Below are 23,711 nucleotides of genomic sequence, written 5' to 3' on the forward strand. Positions count from 1 at the left end.
TTAACCTCCTAGGGTTACCTGAAAACCGGCGCGCTCCGCCATCTCACGCGCTGCCGCCAACGCTGACACCGATGGCGTCGGGACAGTCTTCATCGACCACGTCCGTCCAAGCAAGCGATATTTTGCATCACCATACCGGTGGAACGGTAGCAGATGGACCTGTTTTATACCCAATGCTGCCAGGAACGCCAACGCTTGCTGTAAATTCGCGCGAGTGAGTGTATACCCAGGAATTAACGGCAAACGCGGGATGACATTGATCCCTTCCCTGACGAGCAGGCGCAAATTGTCCAGCACTCGCGGCAGATTGATATTGAGTACCTCGCACGCCTGAATATCATCCATCATTTTGAGATCGAACAGCACTTCATCGCACGCTTTTGCCAGCAATAACAGGCGGCGAGCGGGAGCATCGCCAGCGGTTTCGATGGCGCACGGAATCCCCAGCCGCGTCAGCCGCAGTAAAAACCGGCTGGCGAAAGGCGCCTGCATCAACACCTCTCCCCCGGAGAGCGTTACCCCTCCGCCGGAAGTACGAAAAAAGATCTCATCTTTTAGTACCTCTCGCTCTAGCTCATCCAAGGTAATATCTCGGCCAATACGCTCAAACGCCCCGGATGGACACGCATCGGCATCCATCAGGCAGGGCATACAATGCAGGCATTTACTCTCTCGCCGTACCGTCTCAATGCGCGGCGAGATTGACTCCGGATTCGCACACCATGGGCACGAGTGCGGACAGCCTTTAAAAAAGACCACCGTACGAATACCGTGCCCATCATTCAGCGAATAACGTTGAATATTGAAGATGCGCGCGACCTCATCGCTGCGCGGCGCAATAACCTCACAGTTCATGCGCGGTGCGACGAATGATGTCATCCTGAATCTCCCGCGATAACTCGACAAAGAAGGCACTGTAACCTGCGACGCGCACCACCAATCCGGCGAAGTCTTGTGGACGGCGTTGCGCCTCCCGTAAGGTTTCGGCATTCACCACATTAAACTGGATGTGCTGTAGCTTAAGCTGGGTAAAGGCCCGCAAGAAATCCGCCAGTTTGCGTAACCCGCCCTCGCCATCGAGCGTTGCCGGAGTAAACTTTACGTTCAATAAGGTGCCGTTTGAAAGCAGTACGTTATCCAGCTTACTTACCGATTTCAGCACCGCCGTCGGCCCCTGCATATCCTGCCCCCGCATAGGCGACAGACCGCCGTCAGCCAGTTGCTCGCCGGCCAAGCGGCCATCCGGTGTCGCCCCCACGACGGAGCCTAGCGGCACGTGAGCGGAAACGGTGTAGGAGCCTGGCGTGAATTGCCCACCGCGCGGATTACGGTATTTTTCCACTTCTTTACAGTAAAAACGCAACAGTTCAGCGCTGATGTTATCCACATCATCAATATCGTTGCCGTATTTTTCAAAGCGATTAATCAGTCTAGCGCGCACTTTTTTGCCTTCTTGCGTGGCAAAGTTCTCTTTTAACACCGACAGTAGCTCATCAAAGCTTAAGCGCTGCTGGTCGAACACCAGCCCATTTAACGCATGCAGCGCATCGCTCAGATTGGCGATCCCAATGCCCTGTACGCCAGAAAAGTTATAACGAGCACCACCGTCGGTAATGTCACGGCCCTTATCCAAGCAGTCGCAGATGAACGACGAGAGCAAAGGAACCGGCGCCCAGTCACGATGGCCAATATCGCAGATATTGCTACCCTCGACCATTAACGTGATGTAGTGGCTAATATTGGCGCGAAGATGCGCCAGCAGCTCTTCATAGGTCAGGGCCGGCTTGCCTTCATTCTCATATAGGCTGATCTCCATCACTTTCAACAAGTTGAACATGGCGATGTCGTGCAAGCCGTACGTTCGGCCCGGAATCGACAGCTCCACACAGCCGACCACCGCGTAATCTCGCGCATCCTCCAGCGACACGCCACGATTTAGAAAAGCGGGTACCACGACCTCATCATTAAAGATCTGCGGAATGCCGGTACCGAGACGAATGGTCTCAGCTGTTTTCAGCAAGAAAGGGGCGTCAACCAACGTATTAACGCGTACCCCAAGATTTGGCTGCGGCAGTTGTACTCCCTGGTATGCATCGAGGCAGAGGAAGGAAAGCGCGTTCACCGCGCTGCGTCCGTTCTCGGTCAAGCCACCGAGCAGTGCGGTATATCCTGTTGGGAAGCCGGCGAAATAACGGGCGCTACTGGTGGAGCGTAACAGAACGATGTCATTGCATTTCACCCATAATGACGCCAGGAGTTCTTGTAAGCAGTCGGGATTTTCCCCCTGAGCCAACGAAGCCTGGTAGAACGGCAACATATACTGATCGAAACGCCCCAGCGAGAGCGAGCTAGCGTTAGATTCATACTGCAAAATGATGTTCATGTACCAGAACAACTGGCACGCCTGCCAGAAAGTCTGTGGCTTGTGCTGCACAATATGGCGGGAGTTGGCGGCAATCGTGAGCAACTCCTGGCGACGCGCCGTATCTGGGCTGTTTTCCGCCATCGCCTCCGCCAGCACCGCATAACGTAAAATGTGGTTTTGTGAAGCCTCAAGCAGCAACAACGCCGCCTGATAAAAGTGGTTATCCGGCTGCCGTTGGCGGTGGCATCGCAACTGTGTTACCAGCGCGCCGAGTCCCTGATTCAAGAGGCGCGGATAATCAATAATGATATGCCCCTGCCCTTTATCGGTCTGGTTAATACTAAAAATCTGGCTACTGACCGCAGCCTTTACCTCATCGGTCATCTGGGCATTGATGAAATCCTTCATTGCGCGTTTTTCCCAGTAGGGAAACAACACCTCCCGATAAAGACGCTTATCGTCGTCGCTTATCGCAAAACGGTCCTGCGGACGTGTCGGAAACTGATCCAACTCGTTCAACAGCCAGTAGGGGTCCATCTCCGGCGACATAATGCCCGCGCGCGGCTTAACGGTACGGTTCCCGGCAATCAGCTCTTCATCACGGATCGCGATCGCGACATGCTCAAGGATATACGCCGTCGCCTTCGCTCGACGCAAAATAGCGGGTTCGCCCTCCGTCTGCCGATGGCTGGCGGTATACAACAGCGCCCGCTCCAGTGAAATCTCACGATCATTTTGGAATAGCGCATGTTTTAAACGTTGGATGCGATTGCTCATAAAGAACCTCGGTGGGCATACTGATTGCCGAATAGCGCCGTGAATGTCGTATCGGGCCTACATGCACTCACCCTGTAGCACCGATACGCTGGCACCCAGCGCCAGCAGGTAGCTTAACGTTACGCGGTTTGCGCAAGATGCGCACCGATCTTGTTCATAATGGCGTCGGCACGTTTTACCGCATCGCTGATGTTGACGCGCACGATGGTTTTGCCAGCAAAACGCGCCTCAAACTTGATGCCGATATCTTTCGTCAGGATGACGAGATCAGCCTCGGCCACGTCAAGCGCAGTCAGCGCGTTTTCCAGCCCAATTGAGCCTTGAGTCTCGACTTTGACTTCCCAGCCTTTGGCTTTGGCGGCGCTTTCCAGCGCCTCGGCCGCCATATAGGTGTGTGCGACACCAGACGGGCAGGCTGTTACTGCAATAATTTTAGTCATGGCGCATTCCTCGCTTAATTAATTGCGAAATCCAAATCCAAGTCGGCATCTTTTTCGTCCCCCGGAGACACCTTCTTACGCGCCAGACTTTTCAGCACGTTAACACAGACTGCCGTGACGACAGCGCCCACGGCGATGGCCACTACGCTATAAACGCCCTGCGACACACAAATCAACATGAAAGCGTAAGCGACTTTATTCACCGGCCCGCCCATATCAAAGGCCAGCATCAATCCTAAAATAATCGCCAGCACGACAATGCTACCCTGCTGCATACCCTGTAACCATGCGGTTAAACTGGTGGTCAAAGCGCCCACAGGCTCACCCCGTCCCCACATCATGATGCCAGCGGTAATAAAGGTGCCAACGATAGGAATAACAAAAATAGGCATCACTGAGCGCAATACCTTGTGCACGGGGATCTGTTTCAAATAGTGCACCACCATGCCGCCGATGAGCCCGGCAATCAACGCCCCGAAGAACCCAGCGCCGAAGCTATTACCGCCCCATGCGCCTATCGCACAAGGCGCCAGCGCAGCCCGCTCGGCGATGGCGTAACCGATATATGCCGCCAGGAAAGGCACCATCAACGTCAGTCCCGCGCCCCCCATATCAAAAAGTTTCTTGAGATTGGGATCTGTTGCCGCATCGGGTACCGCTCCCTTGCCATACAGCATCACGGCGACCGCCAGCAAAATTCCGCCAGCCACCACAAAGGGGATCATATGCGAAACACCGGTCATCAGGTGCTGGCGAGTATTTTTCAGGATCGGCACCAACGCTTTCATAAGTCGCTCCCGGGCGGATTAAGGCCATGTCAATAATGTTGTTGCGGAAAATAATAGGTAATCCGCTAGGGTGCAGACAGTGGATAAAAAGGCCATTTACTGGATTTTTGTAACATCAACAAAAAAATGCGACCCGCCTCATAACTTAAGCCCTATTGCGAATGAGGAACTCAGATGCAGGGGATAGGGAGTAACGTGTGAGGGAGTTCTCACTTTGACGCTTATATTACATTTGTCCAGCGTTTGGCAGATTTGTCACATGGCACGCCCCGGCAATCCCCTCTTATTCTGTAACCAGAAAACCGCTATGGGAGAGAGGCGATGTCCTTAATTGTGGAATTTACTTGTGCGCTAGCCAACGGGGTACATGCACGTCCGGCAAGTCACATTGAGACATTGTGCAATACATTTACCTCGCATATTGAATGGCATAACCGGCGCACCGGCCGTAAAGGTAACGCCAAAAGCGCGCTCGCGCTGATTGGTACCGACACCTTGGCGGGTGACTGCTGCCAGTTATTGATTTCTGACACCGACGAACAGGCTGCCCACCAGCGCCTGAGCCAATGGCTACACGATGAATTTCCCCTCTGTGATACGCCGCTGCCGGACGTCGAAGACAGCGTGCTGGCACCGCTTCCGGCATCGCTAACCCATCTACATCCACAACTTTTCCGCGCCCGCAGCGTCTGTTCAGGCAGCGCGGGCGGCGTTCTGACGCGGCTCGCCTCCCTGGATTTCAATGCGTTAGGCCCCCTTCCCCCCATACACGATAGGGATAGCGAGCAGTCCGCGCCGGATAATGGCCTAGTGCAGTTAATGAAAAATATTGAATCCCGCCTCCCCGATAGCGACGGCACTACCAGTGCCATTCTGCAAGTCCATCGTTCGCTGGCGGGCGACGCTGCATTACGCCAGCACATGATCGCGGGCGTCTCTCGCGGGTTAAGCTGTGCCCAAGCGATTATCGACAGCGCCGAACACTTCAGTGATGAATGCAGCCGCTCCAGTCATCGTTATCTCCAGGAGCGAGTGCTGGATGTCCGTGACGTCTGCTACCAACTTCTCCAGCAAATTTATGGCGAACACCGTTTCCCGGCACCGGGTAAACTTACGCAACCCGCTATCTGTATGGCGGATGAACTCACTCCCAGCCAGTTTCTTGAACTGGATAAAACTCACCTCAAAGGCCTGCTGCTAAAAAGTGGCGGCACCACCTCCCACACCGTCATTCTCGCCCGATCATGCAACATTCCTACGCTGGTCGGTGTCGAGACTGCGCAGTTAACACCGTGGCTGCAACAGACGGTTTACCTGGATGGTAACGCGGGCGCGCTTATCGTTGCCCCCGATGAAGCGATCACTCGCTACTATCAGCAGGAGGCTCGGGTACAACATGCCCTCCAGGAACAGCAGCGTATCTGGCGGACACGGGAGGCCCGCACGGCTGAGGGCATGCGCATAGAGATTGCCGCCAATATTGCCCATGCGGTGGAGGCGCAAGCGGCTGTTACCCACGGTGCAGAGGCCGTTGGCCTGTTCCGCACAGAAATGTTGTATATGGATCGCACCTGCGCCCCGGATGAGCACGAACTGTACACACTCTTCTGCCAGACGCTGGAATCCGCCCAGGGGCGCAGCATTATTGTCCGCACCATGGATATCGGTGGCGATAAACCAGTCGAGTACCTGAATATTCCTGCCGAAACCAACCCCTTTCTCGGCTATCGTGCTGTACGTATTTATGAAGAGTACGCCGCACTCTTCACCACTCAGTTGCGCTCAATCCTCCGCGCATCGGCCCACGGCAGCCTGAAAATCATGCTCCCGATGATCTCCGCCATGGAGGAGATTTTGTGGGTGAAAGAGAAGCTGGCAGAGGCTAAGCAGCAGCTACGCGATGAACAGATTCCATTTGATGAGACGATCCCGCTCGGTATTATGCTGGAGGTTCCGTCGGTGATGTTCATCATCGATCAATGCTGTGCAGAGATTGATTTCTTTAGTATCGGTAGTAATGACCTGACGCAATATCTGTTAGCGGTCGATCGCGACAACGCCAAAGTCACCCGTCACTATAACAGCCTGAATCCGGCCTTCCTGCGCGCGCTGGATTTCGCCGTGCAGGCGGTTCATCGGCAGGGGAAATGGATTGGCTTATGCGGCGAGTTCGGCGCACAAAGCGCGATACTGCCGCTCTTGGTAGGACTGGGACTGGATGAGATCAGCATGAGCGCGCCCTCCATCCCCAGCGCTAAGGCGCAGATGGCGCAACTCGACAGCTGCGCCTGTCGATACTTGCTCAATCAGGCGATGGCCTGTTGTACTGTCCTCGAGGTGGAGCATCTATTAACCCAGTTCCGCATGACCCAGCAAGATGCACCGCTAATCAGCCTCCAATGCATTACGTTGGATAGCGACTGGCGTAGCAAAGAAGAGGTGCTCAAAGGGATGACCGACAATCTGCTGCTGGCAAACCGCTGCCGCTATCCGCGTAAGCTGGAGGCCGAACTGTGGTCGCGCGAAGCGGTCTTCTCCACCGGATTGGGCTTCGGTTTCGCAATTCCACACAGCAAATCGGCGCATATTGAGCAGTCGACCATCAGTGTGGCGCGCCTGAAAGCCCCGGTGCGCTGGGGTGATGACGATGCACAGTTCATCATCATGCTGACGCTCAACAAACACGCCGCTGGCGACCAACATATGCGTATTTTCTCGCGCTTGGCCCGCCGCATCATGCACGAAGAATTCCGCAACGCGCTGGTTAACGCCGCGTCCGCCGACGCTATCGCCAACCTGCTGCGACATGAACTAGCACTGTAAAGGAAAAACTATGGAACTGTATCTGGATACCGCCAACGTGGCGGAGGTCGAACGTCTCTGGCGGATCTTCCCGCTTGCCGGCGTCACGACGAACCCAAGCATTGTCGCCGCCAGTAAAACGCCTATCTGGGCGCTGTTGCCGCGGTTACAACACGCCATCGGCCAGCAGGGCATTCTGTTCGCCCAGACCATGAGTCGCGACGCACAAGGGATGGTGGAGGAAGCCAAACGGCTGAGTAATGCCATGCCGGGGATCATAGTGAAAATTCCGGTGACGTCTGAAGGCCTGGCGGCGATTAAGCAGCTGAAAAAAGAGGGGATCACCACATTGGGGACGGCCGTGTACAGTGCCTCGCAGGGACTGCTCGCGGCGCTGGCGGGGGCGAAATATGTCGCGCCGTACGTTAACCGCATTGATGCACAAGGCGGTGACGGTATTCGTACCGTGCGGGAATTACAACGCCTACTGGAACAGCACGCGCCAGAAAGCAAAGTGTTGGCGGCCAGCTTTAAGACGCCGCGCCAAGCGTTGGACTGCTTGCTGGCCGGCTGCACGGCGCTCACCCTGCCTGTCGCGATCGCACAACAGTTGCTGGATACCCCGGCGGTCCTGGCGGCAATAGATAAGTTTGAGCAAGATTGGCAAAACGCATTCGGCAACCTGGCGCTTTAAGGGATAAACAATGGATAGCATTATTCAATAGCCGGGTAAGTATATCCAAGGAGCGCATGCCATCACACGTCTGGGTGAATACCTCACGCCGCTGGCAGAACGCTGGCTGGTAGTCGGGGATCACTATGTTTTAAGCTTTGCCCAGGATGCACTAGAGAAAAGTTTTAAAAATGCGCACCTTTCGCTGGAGATAACCCCCTTTGACGGCGAATGCTCACAAAATGAAATCGATAGACTGTATGGCATCGCTGAGCAAGCCAAGTGCAATGCGGTGTTGGGTATCGGCGGTGGGAAAACGCTGGATTGCGCCAAGGCACTGGCACATTTTATGGGTGTCCCTGTCGCGATCGCACCGACCATCGCATCAACCGATGCGCCATGTAGCGCGCTCGCCGTTATCTACACCGACAGCGGTGAGTTTGAGCGCTACCTGGTGCTGCCTCATAACCCGGATCGGGTGATTGTCGACAGCCAAATCATTGCGGGTGCGCCTGCACGTCTACTGGCGGCCGGGATCGGCGATGCATTGGCAACCTGGTTTGAGGCGCGCGCCTGCTCACGCAGCAGCGCAACCACCCTGGCGGGAGGCGCCTGTACTCAGGCCGCGCTAGCGCTGGCTAAACTGTGCTACCACACCCTGCTCGAAGAGGGGGAGAAAGCGATGTTGGCCGCAGAGCAACAGGTGGTCACACCAGCGCTAGAGCGCGTAATTGAAGCCAACACCTACCTAAGCGGCGTCGGTTTTGAAAGCGGCGGTCTGGCAGCGGCACACGCGGTGCATAACGGTCTGACGGCCATTGCGGACCCCCACCCCTATTACCATGGCGAGAAGGTCGCATTCGGCACCTTAACGCAATTGGTGCTGGGAAATGCCCCGCTTGATGAGATCGCAGCGGTCGCCGCGCTGTGTCATACCGTCGGCCTGCCCATCACCCTGGCGCAACTGGGCATCAAACAGGATATCCCAGCGAAAATGCGCATCGTGGCGGATGCCTCTTGTGGTGATGGCGAGACAATGCACAACATGCCTGGCGGCGCTACGCCGGATCAGGTTTACGCCGCCCTGCTGGTTGCCGACCAGTATGGTCGGCGTTACCTGCAAGCAAGGGAATAGTGCCGTTTGCCGAGCGCCGCTAACGCGTATCCCCCTAGAGCTAGGTCGGATGCGCGACGTTAGCGGCATCCCCTCCCCTTTTCCCCACGCTTTCCGCCCAGTTATGGACTCGGCCAGCGACGTCCAGCCCCTTTTACGGACGAACACCGCAGCCGATAGTGTCCCACTGCCAGGCTCGCCCCGCGCGAGCCTGAACGTCTCCCCCTCGGCATCCCGCTGGCGCTTAACCCAGACACAATGCGTCTTTTCATCACGGAATCTCTTGCTCACAACATCCGTGGCGGCCAAAAACTATCTCATCATGCCCGCGGGTTAACCGCTCAGCTCAGCAACTCTTGCCCGACGATGTGCAAGGTCTGCATTTTTTGTATTCCCAACACATTCAGCAAGCGGTCACGATGGTAATAGTCGCTTTTGCTCATTCCACGTAAGGGCGCGTTCTCCCGATACTGTTTTAATAATTGCCGTCGGCTGCCGCCCTGGCGAAAGTTCAGTAAGCGAGATGAGCTCTGCGGCTCGCACGGCAGCGCTAACGCTGCCTGACATAAGTTCTGAAGCTGAGCGACCAGTTCTTCCCCCGGCAGACGGCCCGAAATCACCGGGCATGTGCTATCAAAGACCCGCAAGGTACTGAGGCTCGGGGGAACCAGTACCACCATACGGCAAGGCAGTTGGCGGCGGTAGTGGCGGATACGACGCACATGGCGCCCCCAGCCCAACAAGGGCTCGGCACTCAACGCCAGTACAAACACATCGTTGGGCGTGAACGCCGTGACCGCCGCCTCGCGGCACACGGAGTAACCGGCCTCTTGCAACAGCAGCCCGAGTCCATTCAGTTCATAAAAGCAGGTTCCTGACAGAATAAATCGTTCCATTTAACCTATTACCTACTTCAGTTGCTTATATAGTAATAGCCGCGCAGGAGCTAATCCCGTAACGCCATGACAATCCGTGCGCTGTGCGTCGGCAATATTACGATTAATAACTAGGATGGATTTTCAGTCATGTGCGCCGGAATTCATGCGCGCTATCTCAAGCCGAAAAAACCAGGATTCATTGCCGCGTTAGTTAAGAGAGCAGCTATTCCCATACCCCACCAATCTTCCTGGAGGCACGCTACTCGGCAAACGACGGATAAATTAATGCTGAGAGTGATAGGCCTCAGCGCAGACTATTCTAATCAAATGGATTGAGTATGGAAAATATATTGCACACTCTTTTATATCGCACAGGAAGCATATGATCAGCACATACATCTGAGCGCATAACACAACTCAATAACCATCCACTAAAAAGCAAGCAATGGACCCCAGATAAACATCGCAATTACTTAACTTGGCAAAATATTAATTTATTCTCACACCAACAGAAATAGTGCTTTAAAATCAGCAAGAAAAAATAAAAACAACAAAAAACAAAACAATATAAATTAGCTAAAAAATAACCGAAAAATCTAAAATTAAATATTATTCAACAACAGAGATAGATGATAGCGAAAAAACTAATAAGCGCGGACATTAAATAATAAAAGCCCGCAGCAATGGCGTTAACAGAAACAATATTGACTTAACAGAAAAACCATCATTCTCGCAGTGCGACCTACATTGCAGAGGGAGGAAACTCACGAATCCTCCGGCATACTATCACCGACAACACGTGAAAATAGCGCGCAAGGTTAACCCCCCCAAGCTGAAAATAGGTTGTCTACTCGCGGAGCCTCCGCCACGCAGGAAGCCAGGCCACCGCACCGAAGACGCGATGGCGACCGTATTTACCTGATAAACTCATAAAACGGGGTTTGCTCATACTCACCGTCTGGAGGCAACCGTATTCGCCTGAGGACGCGTTGAACGCCCCGGGGCGCAGTAAATCCCTATTACCGCGCCCGGGGATGGGGTAATCACGCTTAGGGAAAGGTCGGCGAGCCACCAAATTCCAGATAGATTTTTGCCAGATTCTGCAACTGATGAAAGCGGTTTTCATCTAGCAACAGTTCACTCTGACGGCGTTTTTCCTGAGCATCAAGCCAGAACGAGATACGCACAGCCCCCTGGCGGTAACGCGCCTCATTTAGTCGCTCCGACCTTCGCGCTAACGCAAGGGCCTCCCGCAGCCTGACCTCCTGAGCCAGAAGCTGCTTACGTAGGGAGAGTGCGTCTTCGATACTGCTCATGGCTTTATAAAGCGCCTGTTTAAACTCCAACAGTCGTCGCTGGTAGTCATTGCGGGCTATCTTTACCTCAATCCCTCGCTGCCGCCACTCCAGGAAAGGTAGCGTCAAACTGCCACCTACGGAGCCCAGCGGATTTTGCAAGAACGTGAGTAACGAATGACTGCTGGTGCCGAGGGAGCCTGTCAGCGTGAAGGTGGGGTAGTATTCGCTGCGCCGGATATCAACGTTGGCTAACGCCTCGCGCACGCGCCATTCTTGTGCGCTGATATCGGGCCGACGCCACAGTACACTGGCTGGAATATTGGCTTTCACCTGCGGCATAGCGCCTTTTGGCAACGTGCTGGGTTCAACAACGGGCTGGCCTGGCGCGCTACCCAGCAGAACCGCTTGCTGGTTTAACGTCTGCAAACGTACACGCTGCAACGCTGTCAGTCTATTTTCCTGGGTCAGTAGGCTTTGTTGCGCCTCTACCACATCCAGTGCCGAAGCGCTCCCTGCTCGATAGCGCGCCTCAGCCAAACGCAGGGTCGCCCTTGCGTAACTGATGCTCTGCTGAAGAACGGCTATCTGTTGATTAACATAACCGAGGTGCCAGTAGTTATTACTGGCCTCAGCAAGTAGCGTCAGTTTCGCTGAGCGCAAATCCTGCTCGGTAGCACGGCTCGCCCATTCTGCGGCATCGCGCTGACGGGCGATTTTCCCCCAGAGATCCAGTTCATAGCTGGTGTTGAGGGTGGCGCTGCTGCCTTTCATCCAGCCAGCGCCGTTGTCTAGCGGCGTTTTGCCGTCCGCGTTTAATGCGCCGTTTAAGCCAGGCGCGCTGGTAATGCCGACCCTTTCCGCATCAAGCCGGGCACGGTATAGCCGCAGAATGGCGATGGCTACCTCGTTATTGCTTTCCATGACCTGGCGGAGCCAACGCGCCAGCAAGGGATCGTTAAATGCTTGCCAGTCAAACGGCACCTGATCGTCGGACGCCTCATCCTGGTACCAATTGGCGGGATAATCTACTTTGGGCGCGTGATAGTCACTTTTTAACGTGTTGCCGCAGCCTGCACTGAGCATAACAGCAAGGGACAACGATAAAGAGGATAAAATTTTCATGCATTACTCGCTGGCCAGTGAAACGACCGGATCCATTCTTGCCGCCTTACGCGCGGGGAGATAACCGAAGATCATGCCGATGAGCGTTGAGCAGAAAAATGCTACCATGGCGCTCTGCCACGAATAAATCGCCGTAAACATGCCTCCCGCTAGCGCGCTAAACAGTGCGCCTGCCGCGTATGACAGCGCAATCCCTACGACACCGCCGATCAAGCAAATCAGCACAGCTTCAATCATAAACTGCTGCATAATATCGATCCGGCGCGCCCCTACCGCCATGCGCACCCCTATTTCATGGGTTCGTTCAGTGACGGAAACCAGCATAATGTTCATCACCCCGATACTCCCGATCATCAGCGAGATGCAGGCCACCATGATAATGAGCAGGTTAAACGTCATTGAGGTTCGCTCGATAGATTTTCTTATCTGCTCGACATTGTAGAGCTGGAAGTCTTTTACTCCGTGGCGCTGAGTTAGGAGCTGTGAGATAGCGTTAACCGCCGCCTCATTAGCGACATGATCTTTCAACCGGACGCTGATACTGCTCAGAATGGGTTTGCCAGTCATACGGTACATGACCGTGCTGTAAGGCATCCACACGGTAATACGGTTTGGCGCATAGCGACGGTTATTGCTTTTCGCGACACCAACGACACGCGCGGGCACGGATCCGAGGAAGACAACTTGCCCCAGGGCTGGTAATCCAGCGGCATCGAATAATGCTTTGCGCGCATTTTCATCGATGATCACCTCCTGCTGGGCGGCACGATCGTCCCGAAAGGTCGCCCCTTGCAATAACGTAATACCATTAACTCGGAAATAGTCACGACCGACGCCATTGATTGAAGCGGTGGCTGATTTCGCGCGAAAACGAATAGTATCCGAGGCGCTAACCTCCGGGCTCACGCTGTCAATAAACCCTTGTTGTGCTAATGCTTCAGCGTCGGCTGGAACCAATGTACGAATCTCCTCGCTGCTATCGTCGAAGAAATCCTGGCCAGGGTAGATACTGACCATGTTGGTGCCCAGCGCTTTGATATTATCCAGCGTTTGTTGCTTTGCCCCCTCCCCCAGAGCCACAACGGTAACCACCGCGGCGATACCGAAAATAATGCCCGTCATGGTTAGCATGGTGCGCAGTCGGTGCGCATTCATCGCTTTTAGCGCCATGTGTAGGGATTCGCGGCTACGATCGAGCACACTCTGCCAGCGACGCTGCTGAGTCTTGTCCGGCGGCGTAAAGGTCGCTGCGGACAGGGCACGGCTGCCTTTATCAGAGATAATTTCGCCGTCACGCAGCTCGATAATACGGTTAGCGTGTTGCGCCACCTTCATATCATGGGTCACCATCACAACCGTATGACCACGCTGGTTAAGCTTATGCAGAATGGCCAACACCTCCTGCCCGGACTGTGAATCCAAGGCGCCGGTTGGCTCGTCAGCCAGGATAATTTCGCCCCCGTTAATGAGCGAACGGGCAATGCTGACGCGCTGTTGCTGGCCACCGGAAAGTTCACTGGGCTTATGGTGTTCCCGCCCCGCCAGCCCAAGCTTAGCCAACAACATGGCCGCTCGTAACCTACGCTGGTCACGCCGACTATTGGCGTAAATCGCAGGGATCTCCACGTTATCCAGCGCGCTAAGATCCGGCATCAGATGGTAACGCTGGAAAATAAAGCCGATATACTCCCGCCGTACCTCTGCCAACGCATCCGCAGAAAGCTGAGCGCTGTTTTTTCCATCGATGAAATAGTCGCCGCGAGTGGGGACATCAAGACAACCCATGATATTCATCAGGGTCGACTTCCCTGAGCCGGAGGCCCCGATGATCGCCACCATCTCCCCGGCCGCAATAGTCAGATGCACATTGTTCAGGACAGTAATCGCTTGATCGCCTTTGCCATAGATCCGGGTAATCCCTCGCAATTCGATGATATTTCTCACGGAATATTCCCCTCCTCAGACGCGATTTCACCCGACTGCGACAATACGACATTTTCCCCAACCGTTACGCCTTCTAGGATCTGAATATCCACGCTGTTCGTTATCCCGGTTTTCACCGCGCGGTTTTCCAGCTTACCGTCATCAGTCAAAACCTGTACTTGCTGCTGATTCCCATCCGCATGATGCACCGCCTGAATCGGCACCAGCAGCGTATTGTTAGCTTCACTGGTCAACAACGTGACCTGCGCTGTCATGCCAATACGAAAATGATTTGCGGAGTTAGGCACGTCGAACAGCGCGTTATAGTAAACAGAGGCATTCGAGGGCGCGCTCCCCGAAGTGGAACTGCTGCCGGCAAGCGAATCATCTTTCATCACCGACTCTGGCGCTAACTCTATGGTGCGCAAGGTCGCCTCATAGTGCTTGTCCGGCTCAGAGAAAATGGTGAACCGTGCTTTCTGCCCAGCGGATATCCGGGTGATATCGGCCTCGGAGATCTGTGCTTTGATGGTCATAACATCCAGCCGCGCTAGCTTAATAATCGTGGGGGCACTTTGGCTGGCATTAACCGTCTGCCCCTGTTGAGTGACGACGGCGATAACGATACCGTCCATCGGGGCGACAACCCGGGTATAACTCAGGTCGACCTTTTTTTTATCTACTTCTATCTGTGCTTGGATAAGCTTGGCATTCAGAGACAATAATTCAGCGCGAGCAGTCGCGAGTGTGGCCTCTGCGGATTCAACATCTTCGCGCGAACTAGCGTCTTCGCTCAGCAGTTGGCGCTGACGCTTAAAACGCAGTTCAGCCTGTTTCAAGAGTGCTTTTTTTGCTTGCAGATCGGCGTTAACCACATTGAGCGCGGCTTCGGCGTTACGCAACTCATTACGCTGCGGCACATCGTCAATATAGGCAATCAGTTGCCCTTTAGTGACACGATCGCCCAATTTCACGTTCAACGACTTAACCTGGCCCGATACCTGAGCCCCGACGTTAACACGCTCGATTGCATCGATTCGGCCAGTTGCCAGCACGGCATTTTCGATATCACCTTTGCGTACAGGAGCGGTGACATATTCCGGCGTCTGTGGGCGGTGCAAGAAGAAGAGGAACAACACGATGATAAGGATAATCAGTAGCAGCGAAGCCAAGGCGATAATAGGATGGGAAAGGCATTTTTTTAACATGGTGCAGGTTTTCCATAACAGTAAAAAGCCATAGCCTTAGATATTATTCATAATGCCCCAGCTACGTTCTACTAGAGCTAAACACAACGCGATGGGATAGGCCTCCTAACCGGAGTCTCTGCGACGCGCAATGAATGCCATACAGGCTATCAGCTGTAGCGTGGGGAACACAAAACGACCGGACAACGCGATCTTCATAAACGACGATTTATCCCCACGGGCGCGGGGAACACCGTCTCGCTTAACGGTTGCGTCACCGGCGGAATGGGATTTATCCCCGCGAGCGCGGGGAACACTAACGCGCGGCGTCATCCAAGCATTGGCCAAACGATTTATCCCCGCGAGCGCGGGGAACACTCAAGGAATAATTGGCAGATATCCTCCCCCCCACTAGGTAAAAGTACACGATATGCCATCAGGTAGCGCTCTGGTCACAAGTACAGCCGGGACGGTTTCAACAGTCGTTGGCGTCAGGCAAAGAAAGCAGCCTAAGAGCAATACCCCAAGTTGGACTTTAACTTCACCTTTCACGATCTGAAGGCTCAGGGTATCTCTGATCTGAAGGGGAACATCTACGAGAAGCAGGCCATTTCTGGTCATAAGAACGTAGAGCAAACCGCTCGTTATGACCGAAAGATCCCGATCGTTCCGACGGTAGATGGGCAGTGATGGCCGGGAGAATATTATGAAAGGTGATGTAGAAGCACAAAAAAACCACCTTACGGTGGTTTAGATGCAATGCTTTCGCATTGATTTTTATATTATTTGTCATGGTACCCGGAGCGGGACTTGAACCCGCACAGCGCGAACGCCGAGGGATTTTAAATCCCTTGTGTCTACCGATTCCACCATCCGGGCGGCGACAAATAAAATGGAGGCGCGTTCCGGAGTCGAACCGGACTAGACGGATTTGCAATCCGCTACATAACCGCTTTGTTAACGCGCCAAACCGGATGACCTAGCCGCATCGGCACAGTCATAAAATTTGGAGCGGGAAACGAGACTCGAACTCGCGACCCCAACCTTGGCAAGGTTGTGCTCTACCAACTGAGCTATTCCCGCATAATCAACTTATTTAGTTGTATCTTCTGGCATTTCATTATTGCCGTCCGATGCGATGCATTCTACTTATCTGACTGACGGCGTCAACTCTCTTTTTCGCATCGGACGTGCGTTTGCCGCTTTTTAACGCAGCGGCCTCATGAATCCAAGAGATCGCCACGCGCGGCGCTCAGGTACTGAAACATCGACCAGAAGGTCAACACGGCGGCGATATACAGTGCCACTACCCCGGCGATGATGATAGAGATGTCCGGGCGCCATAATAGCCCAACTAACGCCAGCATCTGTGCGGTCGTCTTCACCTTACCGATCCAAGAGACGGCCACGCTGCTGCGTTTACCGATCTCCGCCATCCATTCCCGCAGCGCAGAAATGATGATCTCGCGGGCGATCATGGTGGCCGCCGGCAGCGTCACCCACCAAACGTGATAATACTCAGTCACCAGCACCAGCGCCGTCGCCACCATCACCTTATCGGCCACCGGGTCGAGGAAGGCGCCGAAACGGGTGGTTTGTTTCCAGCGCCGGGCGAGAAAGCCATCGAACCAGTCGGTCACCGCCGCCACCACGAAGATCAGCGCACAGGCGAAAGGGGCCCAGGTGAACGGAAGATAGAAGGCCAAGACAAAAAACGGGATCAGAATGACGCGAAACAGCGTCAATAGCGTAGGGATATTTAAGCGCATAGTACGGTGACTATCTTCCTTTCGTGGATATTGCGTTTATGTTGCTACAACGCCCTTATTGTTTCAACGCATAGTGGATCTTTTCCGCCAATGCGACTGAAATACCGGGCACTTTTGCGATCTCATCGACACTGGCGTCGCGCAGCGATTGCATTCCTCCCATATACTTAAGCAACTGTTGGCGTCGTTTCGGGCCGATGCCCTCGATGGACTCCAACGCGCTGGTGTTACGCACCTTAGCCCGCTTTTTCCGGTGACCGCTGATGGCATGGTTATGCGACTCGTCGCGGATATGTTGGATCAGATGCAACGCCGGTGAATCTGGGGCTAGGGAGAAGCCCTCACCGTGTGGGACCAAGAATAAGGTTTCCAATCCCGCCTTACGATCACTCCCCTTGGCGATACCCAGCAGCAAGGGGCGCGTTTTATCCCAAGTCACCGCCAACTCGGCGAAGACCTCTTTGGCCTGTGCCAGTTGCCCTTTGCCACCGTCGATGAAGATGACGTCGGGGATCTTCTCGTCATTTAGCGCCTTGCCATAGCGGCGGCGTAACACCTGGCGCATGGCGGCATAGTCATCGCCAGGGGTAATACCACTAATATTATAGCGTCGATATTCGCTACGCAGCGGTCCATTGCGATCGAAGACCACGCAGGAGGCCACCGTCTCCTCCCCCAGGGTGTGGCTGATATCGAAACACTCCATGCGTTGAATGTCGGCACGCTGTAACACCTGCTCCAGTTGACTGAGGCGTTGCAGGATGGTCGACTGTTGGGAGAGCTTGCTGCTGAGCGCCGTGGCTGCATTGGTGCGCGCCAGTTTCAGGTAACGCGCCCGATCACCGCGTGGCTGTGACTGGATGTGAATGCGACGCCCGGCTAGCTCGCTGATCGATGCGGCCAACAGTTGTCGCTCCGGCAGCGCGAAGTCGATTAAGATCTCCCCGGGCAAGGTACGCGTCTGGCTGCCTTGCAAATAGAACTGACCGATGAAGGTCTGCACCACCTCGGCGAGCTCCGTGCCGGCGGGCACGCGTGGAAAGTAGCTGCGACTGCCTAACACCTGCCCCTGGCGGATAAACAGCACATGGACGCAGGCCATCCCTGCCTCAAACGCGACGCCGACGACATCGATGTCGTCGTGATCGCCAGAGATGAACTGGCGTTCGGTCACCCGGCGCACCGCCTGGATCTGGTCGCGCAAGCGCGCCGCCTCTTCAAAACGTAACGCTCGGCTGGCCTCCTCCATGCGGGCGACTAACGCATCCACCACCTGGCTGTCTTTACCAGAAAGGAACAGGCGCACATAGTCAACCTGACGTGCATACTCCTGGTCGCTGACCAGGCCGGCGACACAGGGCCCCAAGCAACGCTGGATCTGGTATTGCAGGCAGGGACGCGAGCGATTGCGGTAAACGCTATCTTCACACTGACGAATAGGAAACAACTTTTGCAGCAGGGCCAGGGTCTCCCGCACCGCGCTGGCGTTCGGGAAGGGGCCGAAATAGTCGCCACGAGCGCGCTTGGCACCGCGATGCACCGCCAGACGAGGGTGACGCTCGGCGCTAAGGTAGATCAGAGGGTAAGACTTATCATCGCGTAGCAAGACATTGTAGCGCGGCTGGTAACGCTTGATGTAATTGTGTTCCAGCAACAACGCCTCGGTCTCCGTGTGAGTCACGGTGACATCGATATGAGCGATCTGGCGGACCAGGGCCTCGGTCTTGCGGCTGGCGAGCTGACGGCGGAAATAGCTGGAGAGACGTTTTTTGAGATCTTTAGCCTTGCCGACGTAGATCACCTCGCCGCCGGCCTCGTACATCCGGTACACCCCCGGTTGGCAGGTCACCGTCTTGAGGAAGGCGACCGCATCGAAACATTCACTCACCGCTTAGGATTTTCTCTGCATTGCACAGCCCGTGCCGGATCGCCAAATGGGTCAATTCGACATCCCCGCTGATGTTCAGTTTGCTAAACATGCGATAACGGTAGCTGTTAACGGTTTTAGGGCTCAGATTCAGCTGTTCGGAAATCTCCGTCACCTTACTGCCGTTGGTGATCATCAGCATAATCTGGAGTTCACGCTCGGATAAACAACCGAACGGCGACTCATTCTGTGGCGCCAGTTGGCTCAACGCCATCTGCTGGGCGATGTCGGAAGCAATGTAGCGCTGGCCGGAATACACCGCACGAATCGCACTGATCATCTCCTGCGGTGCCGCGCCCTTGCTGAGATAGCCGAAAGCACCGGCCTGCATCACCTTAGCCGGCAACGGGTTTTCCGTGTGGATGGTCAACATGATGACTTTCACCTCGGGCTTCACCCGTAAGATCTTACGGGTCGCCTCCAGACCGCCGATCCCCGGCATATTCATATCCATCAACACAATATCGGCACAGTTGCTGCGGCACCACTTCACCGCGTCTTCGCCACACTGCGCCTCTCCCACCACTTTAATTCCTTTAATATCTTCAAGAATGCGTCGTATCCCTGCGCGCACCAGTTCGTGGTCATCAACAAGAAGAACGCTAATCAAAGATAAATCTCCCAGCTGTGGAAACAACAACATACTTTATAAGTAGCTTTCTCAGTCTACTGTTTTTTAGCGAAAGAATGAATAGATTAAATGTTACTTAATGCAGAAAATTCGCTAAAAAAGATAGGTCAGCACAATTGTTCGTTTTTTCAGCTTATATAAAAATATCATTAAAAATCAATTTATTAAATCAATGCTTTTTCCATAGTGCAAACCTATCACCTCGCTGGATGGCCGTTTCAGCGCCAAAAACACCTCGCGGGAATATAATAGCGTGCTCGGCCAAATAGCCACGGCGATACCTCCGAAATGATCCCGCTGAAATGACCTCAGCAGGCGCAAGAATGGCGACAACGGCGGCCGAAGATTAGGCAAAAATAAGAAAAATAGCCTTCATCGCCATAAAATCAATACTAACAATGTTACAGCACAATATCCGATATATTGTGATATACTTCGCCGCCGATTATGCCGTGGCCGCGCGCAGGCGCATGGTGGCGGATCGTCAAACGAACAACCGCGCATCCCGCAACGGGTGCGCCAGATTAACAAAAGGTAACGTATGAGCAACGCTGATTTTTCTACCGAAGCGACCCTCGAAGCTTTGACGCACGAGGTCACCTGTCTGAAAGCCACCCTGACCGAGATGCTCAAGGCCATGGGGCAGGCTGATGCCGGTAAAGTGATCATCAATATGGAAAAATATGCGGGCCGGTTGGAAGATCAGGAACAATCCGAAGCCTTCAAGAAAACCATGGCGCAAATCAAACACGTCTATCGTCAGTAAGTCGGCGACTTACGCACCGACAGGCTGCCTTACCCCGGCCAGGCAGGGCGTTATGTACCATTACACGCCTTCCCCGGGGATGTCGGATGCGCAGTCGGCATCAGGAGTCCGGCATGGGGCTCGCGCTCAAAGCGGTGATCGGCGCATTGGCGGTGGTATTGATCGCCCTCTGCTCCCGCAGTAAAAATTACTATCTGGCCGGGCTGGAACCGATGTTTCCCCGCTTCGTCTGGCTCACGCATTACATCGTTGGCCGTGAGCGCGCCCTCGATGCCTTGCGCCACACTCTCCTGTACGGGCTATGGGCCATCATTCCCTATCTGAGCTATCTTCTTCTCCCTGTATTTCTTGCTAGGACATCTACCACTGCCCGTGGCGCTGCTGGGCGCTCGCCGCCGGGGGGGATTGACCCGACTATGGCAAGGCTAGTCTCAACGTTCCTCAGGAGCGTCACGCCTTCGATGGGGAGTAACAAGCTGTCTCTTGAGCGCTGGGCTTGGCATCCCCACGGCAAAAGGGATGCGCAGATCCGCCGGTACGTCGCACGCTAGCGCCGCCACCCAGACGATGACGATTCCTGCTCGTAACCGCGCGCCTTAGGCCAGGGATCTACACATGTAGCAACGCCAGCGTATGCCGCTGTGCATACCGCGCTCCAGATAGAGAGGGCCACAGCGATAACGAACCACCTCACGCCGCAACACAAGAAACAGCAAGCGAGATCACCGTGCACATGCGTTTTGTTCCGACAGCCTAAAGGGGCCGGAATAGCATCAGCGTGCAGGCAATAGGCATCGTATTCGACTCTCCCCGCGCCGTCCGCATCCCCGGCATACCCGCGGCCTTTTCTACTATAGGGAGAGAGGCTAGTAAATTCTTACCTCCCCAAAACACAACACCGCCGAACGCGCTCCCTCTGCGATACGCCAGTTAGTTCAATAGGTATTTCCAATTAAATAAATAGGTAGTAACAATTAAAGAACCTAAATCCGCCTCCTTTAAACTCAAAAACAACATTTAAGCACACAACGTAACAGGAGGTATCATGAAGAAATATCTACTTACTGCAACATTATTGCTTCCCCTCAGCGCCATGGCACAAGAAACTCTCAATATCTATGGCCCCGGCGGCCCCGCCCCGGCGCTGCAAGCAAGCGCCAAACAGTTTCAAGAAAAATACGGTGTCACCGTCAACGTAACCTTCGGTCCGCCTGCCAAATGGCAAGCAAAAGCTAAGCAAAATGCCGATCTGATCTTTTCCGGTTCAGAAATCATGCTACATCAATTAAAAAAGGACTTTAATCTCACAAATAATACTGCGCTATATCTGCGCCCGGTATCCATCCTAGTCCGTAAGGATAACCCTAAAGGCATCCACGGTATTAACTCACTGCTCAAGGAGCCGGTGAAGATTATCGTGGTAAATGGTGCCGGTCAAAGCGGCCTGTGGGAGGATGTAATCGGTAGAACTGGTAATATTGCAGATATCAATAACATCAACCATAAAATTGCATTTTATGCTAATAACAGCGCGGAAGCGGTTAAAAAATGGCAAGAGGACACCAGCATTGATGCAATGATCATCTGGAATCACTGGTACTACAACTTGAAAGACTCGGCGGATCTGATCCCTGTTGAGCCTCAGTACCGTATTTATCGCCCCGTGAGCATCGCCTATACCCCAGCGGGGATTAATAACAAGAAAGCAAAAGAGTTCATTGCGTTCTTATCTAGCAACGAAGCTAAAACTATTTTTGATAGTTATGGCTGGAAAACAACATGGAATGTAACTAAATAAGTCATCACGCCTCCAGCAAGTAGAGCGTTACCTAGCTTGCTCCCTTATAATGGGGGCAAGCGCGGGGGGAACAACGCGCTCCCCCTACTTCCTAGACTTAGTAGTCATGCAACAACCGCCGCCTCCAGCTTATCGACATTGATCTGGTAAACATTGCTCAGATCACGCCCACCAGACTTACGGGCAGCCTTAGTCAGCCAGCCATCACGCGCCAGCTCATCAATCGCCGCCGAAACTGTGGTCTTGCTCTTGGCACCTATCTGACGCTGGATAGTCTCCACCGCCGGCCACGACAGCCCCTCATCGTTGCTGTCATCCGCTAACCGTGCCATCACAGCCACGCGAGAAAGGATCAGACCAGCATGGGCACACCCTTCCCATACCAGGCCATGCAATTTGCTACTCATCGCATACCTCCTTGTTGCTGTTCAGCGAACGATCGACAAGCGCTGAGGCGAAAAGAGCATCGTTGATGTCGTCATGCAGGCGGTGAGCCAGTGGAGACTGGGAAGCCACCAGCATCGGGTACAGGTGAGCCATCCACACCCGGTGGATCTCTGTCATGTAGAGATATACCGCGTGCGCATTGGGTGCGGGGCCTGGTAGCGCTGGTACGCCATTTAGGACCCTTTCCATCTGGTTAAAGGCGGTGATGGAGGCTTCTTTGAACCGGGCCGCCCGCTTGCCGGTAAAGCCCATCGCCAGGAACGCGAAACCATCGCGGGTGATTTGGTAGGTAGGGGTTCGGCGAACGGCTCCATTACCAATGGTCACATCGATAAACATCTCCGCAAAATTGCGGGCATGAAAATCGGAGGAACATTCGAGAGTACGGATTTTCTTTAGAACGTCATCGTGACGCTTGAGGAAATAGTCGGCAATAGCGACAGAAGAAGTAACAACCTGACCGTTGATAACGGTGATTTCAGGGTGATCGAGGACGGGGATCGTAGCCATGATGGCAGCCTCTGTGGTCAGTTTTTTCAACTCACCACTAGAGGTGCAAATCTCATGGGTGGTGAGACGTGCAGGGTTTGCACTACCGGTGACCACAGAAACCGGCCAGTCCGAAGACTGCCCTGCACGCCCCACCATAAACTGGATGTAGCCGTGCATCGCACACAAAAAAACCGCTAAAGCGCGGTCGTGCGCTGTGATCAATTCCGGGGTGCAAATCCCGGCAACGGATTTTGCCGTTGCTAGCGCAGTGTAGCGCCCGCAATTTAAAGAATCAACGTTTGACTTCCGATTTAATGTAACTACACTAATTGTATGAAAATTGAATACGACCAGAACAAGCGGGAGAAAACGCTGCTGGAACGCGGCATTGATTTCGCCAGAGCCGGTGAAATCTTCGCGGGGATGCACTTCACCGCCGAAGACTGCCGCCAGGACTATGGGGAGATCAGAAAAATCACCGTAGGGAAACTGGATGCCAGAATTGTTGTCATGG

At 54.1% G+C, this 23,711-nt stretch carries 19 protein-coding genes, 3 tRNA genes and 1 pseudogene; 7 read left to right on the forward strand and 16 right to left on the reverse strand.

The features are described 5' to 3' along the window. From EHO01S_RS01105 to EHO01S_RS01120, 4 genes are all read right to left on the reverse strand, one after another. The gene (locus tag EHO01S_RS01105) at positions 1-879 is read right to left on the reverse strand and encodes a [formate-C-acetyltransferase]-activating enzyme (protein WP_024522226.1); all 879 of its coding nucleotides are present in this window, start codon (positions 877-879) and stop codon (positions 1-3) included. Beyond that, a complete protein-coding gene (locus EHO01S_RS01110; RefSeq protein ID WP_024522227.1) occupies positions 845-3,142 on the reverse strand; it encodes a formate C-acetyltransferase in 2,298 nt (765 codons plus the stop codon). Before EHO01S_RS01110 ends, EHO01S_RS01105 begins: the two co-directional genes overlap by 35 nt. Before the next feature lie 119 nt (positions 3,143-3,261). Next, positions 3,262-3,582, reverse strand: coding sequence for a PTS fructose-like transporter subunit IIB (locus EHO01S_RS01115; RefSeq protein WP_024522228.1), 321 nt, complete (start codon positions 3,580-3,582; stop codon positions 3,262-3,264). Positions 3,583-3,596: 14 nt separating this feature from the next. Next, entirely contained in the window at positions 3,597-4,370 is a 774-nt protein-coding gene (locus tag EHO01S_RS01120) for a fructose-specific PTS transporter subunit EIIC (RefSeq protein ID WP_024522229.1), read from the reverse strand. A gap of 321 nt (positions 4,371-4,691) precedes the next feature. On the opposite strand from EHO01S_RS01120, the gene ptsP reads away from it, so the two are divergent. Genes ptsP through EHO01S_RS17325 form a run of 3 tightly spaced genes read left to right on the forward strand, consistent with a single transcriptional unit; the run spans position 4,692 to position 8,980 of the window. Next, positions 4,692-7,193: a phosphoenolpyruvate--protein phosphotransferase gene (gene ptsP / locus EHO01S_RS01125; protein ID WP_024522230.1), complete on the forward strand. Its 2,502-nt coding sequence runs from the start codon at positions 4,692-4,694 to the stop codon at positions 7,191-7,193. A 10-nt stretch (positions 7,194-7,203) separates the two neighbouring features. Then, positions 7,204-7,866 carry a fructose-6-phosphate aldolase gene (fsa, locus tag EHO01S_RS01130; protein WP_024522231.1) on the forward strand — a complete coding sequence of 221 codons (663 nt, stop codon included), beginning with the start codon at positions 7,204-7,206 and terminating at the stop codon, positions 7,864-7,866. Positions 7,867-7,909: 43 nt separating this feature from the next. After that, complete coding sequence (locus tag EHO01S_RS17325; protein ID WP_232238278.1) at positions 7,910-8,980, forward strand: glycerol dehydrogenase; 1,071 nt, start codon at positions 7,910-7,912, stop codon at positions 8,978-8,980. Positions 8,981-9,300: 320 nt separating this feature from the next. Here the strand turns inward: EHO01S_RS17325 and EHO01S_RS17330 are convergent, their stop codons facing one another. The 4 genes from EHO01S_RS17330 to etsA all read right to left on the reverse strand — a co-directional run bounded on the left by EHO01S_RS17330 (position 9,301) and on the right by etsA (position 15,388). Continuing rightward, positions 9,301-9,855, reverse strand: coding sequence for a hypothetical protein (locus tag EHO01S_RS17330; RefSeq protein WP_024522232.1), 555 nt, complete (start codon positions 9,853-9,855; stop codon positions 9,301-9,303). Between the two features lie 1,031 nt (positions 9,856-10,886). After that, positions 10,887-12,257: a macrolide efflux RND transporter outer membrane subunit EtsC gene (gene etsC, locus EHO01S_RS01145; RefSeq protein WP_024522233.1), complete on the reverse strand. Its 1,371-nt coding sequence runs from the start codon at positions 12,255-12,257 to the stop codon at positions 10,887-10,889. A 3-nt stretch (positions 12,258-12,260) separates the two neighbouring features. Then, positions 12,261-14,201: a MacB family efflux pump subunit gene (locus tag EHO01S_RS01150; RefSeq protein ID WP_024522234.1), complete on the reverse strand. Its 1,941-nt coding sequence runs from the start codon at positions 14,199-14,201 to the stop codon at positions 12,261-12,263. Continuing rightward, entirely contained in the window at positions 14,198-15,388 is a 1,191-nt protein-coding gene (etsA, locus tag EHO01S_RS01155; protein WP_024522235.1) for a macrolide efflux RND transporter periplasmic adaptor subunit EtsA, read from the reverse strand. The genes EHO01S_RS01150 and etsA overlap by 4 nt, the downstream gene beginning before the upstream one ends. 507 nt (positions 15,389-15,895) lie before the next feature. Here etsA and EHO01S_RS19235 point away from each other — a divergent pair. Beyond that, a complete protein-coding gene (locus EHO01S_RS19235; protein WP_024522236.1) occupies positions 15,896-16,057 on the forward strand; it encodes a site-specific integrase in 162 nt (53 codons plus the stop codon). A gap of 102 nt (positions 16,058-16,159) precedes the next feature. Here the strand turns inward: EHO01S_RS19235 and EHO01S_RS01165 are convergent. The 6 genes from EHO01S_RS01165 to uvrY form a co-directional block, all read right to left on the reverse strand. Continuing rightward, positions 16,160-16,246: transfer RNA gene (locus tag EHO01S_RS01165), tRNA-Leu, on the reverse strand. A 14-nt stretch (positions 16,247-16,260) separates the two neighbouring features. After that, a tRNA-Cys gene (locus EHO01S_RS01170) sits at positions 16,261-16,334 on the reverse strand. 40 nt (positions 16,335-16,374) lie between these two features. Further along, positions 16,375-16,450 (reverse strand) — tRNA-Gly (locus tag EHO01S_RS01175). Positions 16,451-16,587: 137 nt separating this feature from the next. Further along, positions 16,588-17,136, reverse strand: coding sequence for a CDP-diacylglycerol--glycerol-3-phosphate 3-phosphatidyltransferase (pgsA, locus tag EHO01S_RS01180; RefSeq protein ID WP_024522237.1), 549 nt, complete (start codon positions 17,134-17,136; stop codon positions 16,588-16,590). 55 nt (positions 17,137-17,191) lie between these two features. Continuing rightward, positions 17,192-19,024 (reverse strand): excinuclease ABC subunit UvrC, encoded by a 1,833-nt coding sequence (uvrC, locus tag EHO01S_RS01185; RefSeq protein WP_024522238.1) that lies wholly within the window; start codon positions 19,022-19,024, stop codon positions 17,192-17,194. Continuing rightward, positions 19,017-19,673, reverse strand: coding sequence for a UvrY/SirA/GacA family response regulator transcription factor (uvrY, locus tag EHO01S_RS01190; protein WP_024522239.1), 657 nt, complete (start codon positions 19,671-19,673; stop codon positions 19,017-19,019). The genes uvrC and uvrY overlap by 8 nt, the downstream gene beginning before the upstream one ends. 562 nt (positions 19,674-20,235) lie before the next feature. On the opposite strand from uvrY, the gene EHO01S_RS01195 reads away from it, so the two are divergent. The 3 genes from EHO01S_RS01195 (at position 20,236) to EHO01S_RS01205 (ending at position 22,258) form a co-directional block, all read left to right on the forward strand. Next, positions 20,236-20,460, forward strand: coding sequence for a DUF2594 family protein (locus tag EHO01S_RS01195; protein WP_024522240.1), 225 nt, complete (start codon positions 20,236-20,238; stop codon positions 20,458-20,460). Positions 20,461-20,546: 86 nt separating this feature from the next. Further along, on the forward strand, positions 20,547-21,011 hold the full coding sequence (locus EHO01S_RS17335; protein ID WP_232238229.1) for a GlpM family protein: 465 nt from the start codon (positions 20,547-20,549) through the stop codon (positions 21,009-21,011). A gap of 494 nt (positions 21,012-21,505) precedes the next feature. After that, positions 21,506-22,258 (forward strand): substrate-binding domain-containing protein, encoded by a 753-nt coding sequence (locus EHO01S_RS01205; RefSeq protein ID WP_024522241.1) that lies wholly within the window; start codon positions 21,506-21,508, stop codon positions 22,256-22,258. A gap of 107 nt (positions 22,259-22,365) precedes the next feature. On the opposite strand, the pseudogene EHO01S_RS01210 reads toward EHO01S_RS01205, so the two are convergent. Continuing rightward, positions 22,366-22,665, reverse strand: a pseudogene (locus tag EHO01S_RS01210) (helix-turn-helix domain-containing protein); the annotation flags it as partial. After that, positions 22,658-23,527, reverse strand: a complete 870-nt coding sequence (locus EHO01S_RS01215; RefSeq protein ID WP_035370168.1) for a Rha family phage regulatory protein — start codon at positions 23,525-23,527, stop codon at positions 22,658-22,660. The pseudogene EHO01S_RS01210 and the gene EHO01S_RS01215, both read right to left, overlap by 8 nt. Between the last annotated feature and the right edge of the window lie 184 nt (positions 23,528-23,711).

Origin of the sequence: Edwardsiella hoshinae NBRC 105699 = ATCC 33379 (assembly GCF_000474215.1) — a bacterium.
GTDB classification, from domain to species: domain Bacteria; phylum Pseudomonadota; class Gammaproteobacteria; order Enterobacterales; family Enterobacteriaceae; genus Edwardsiella; species Edwardsiella hoshinae.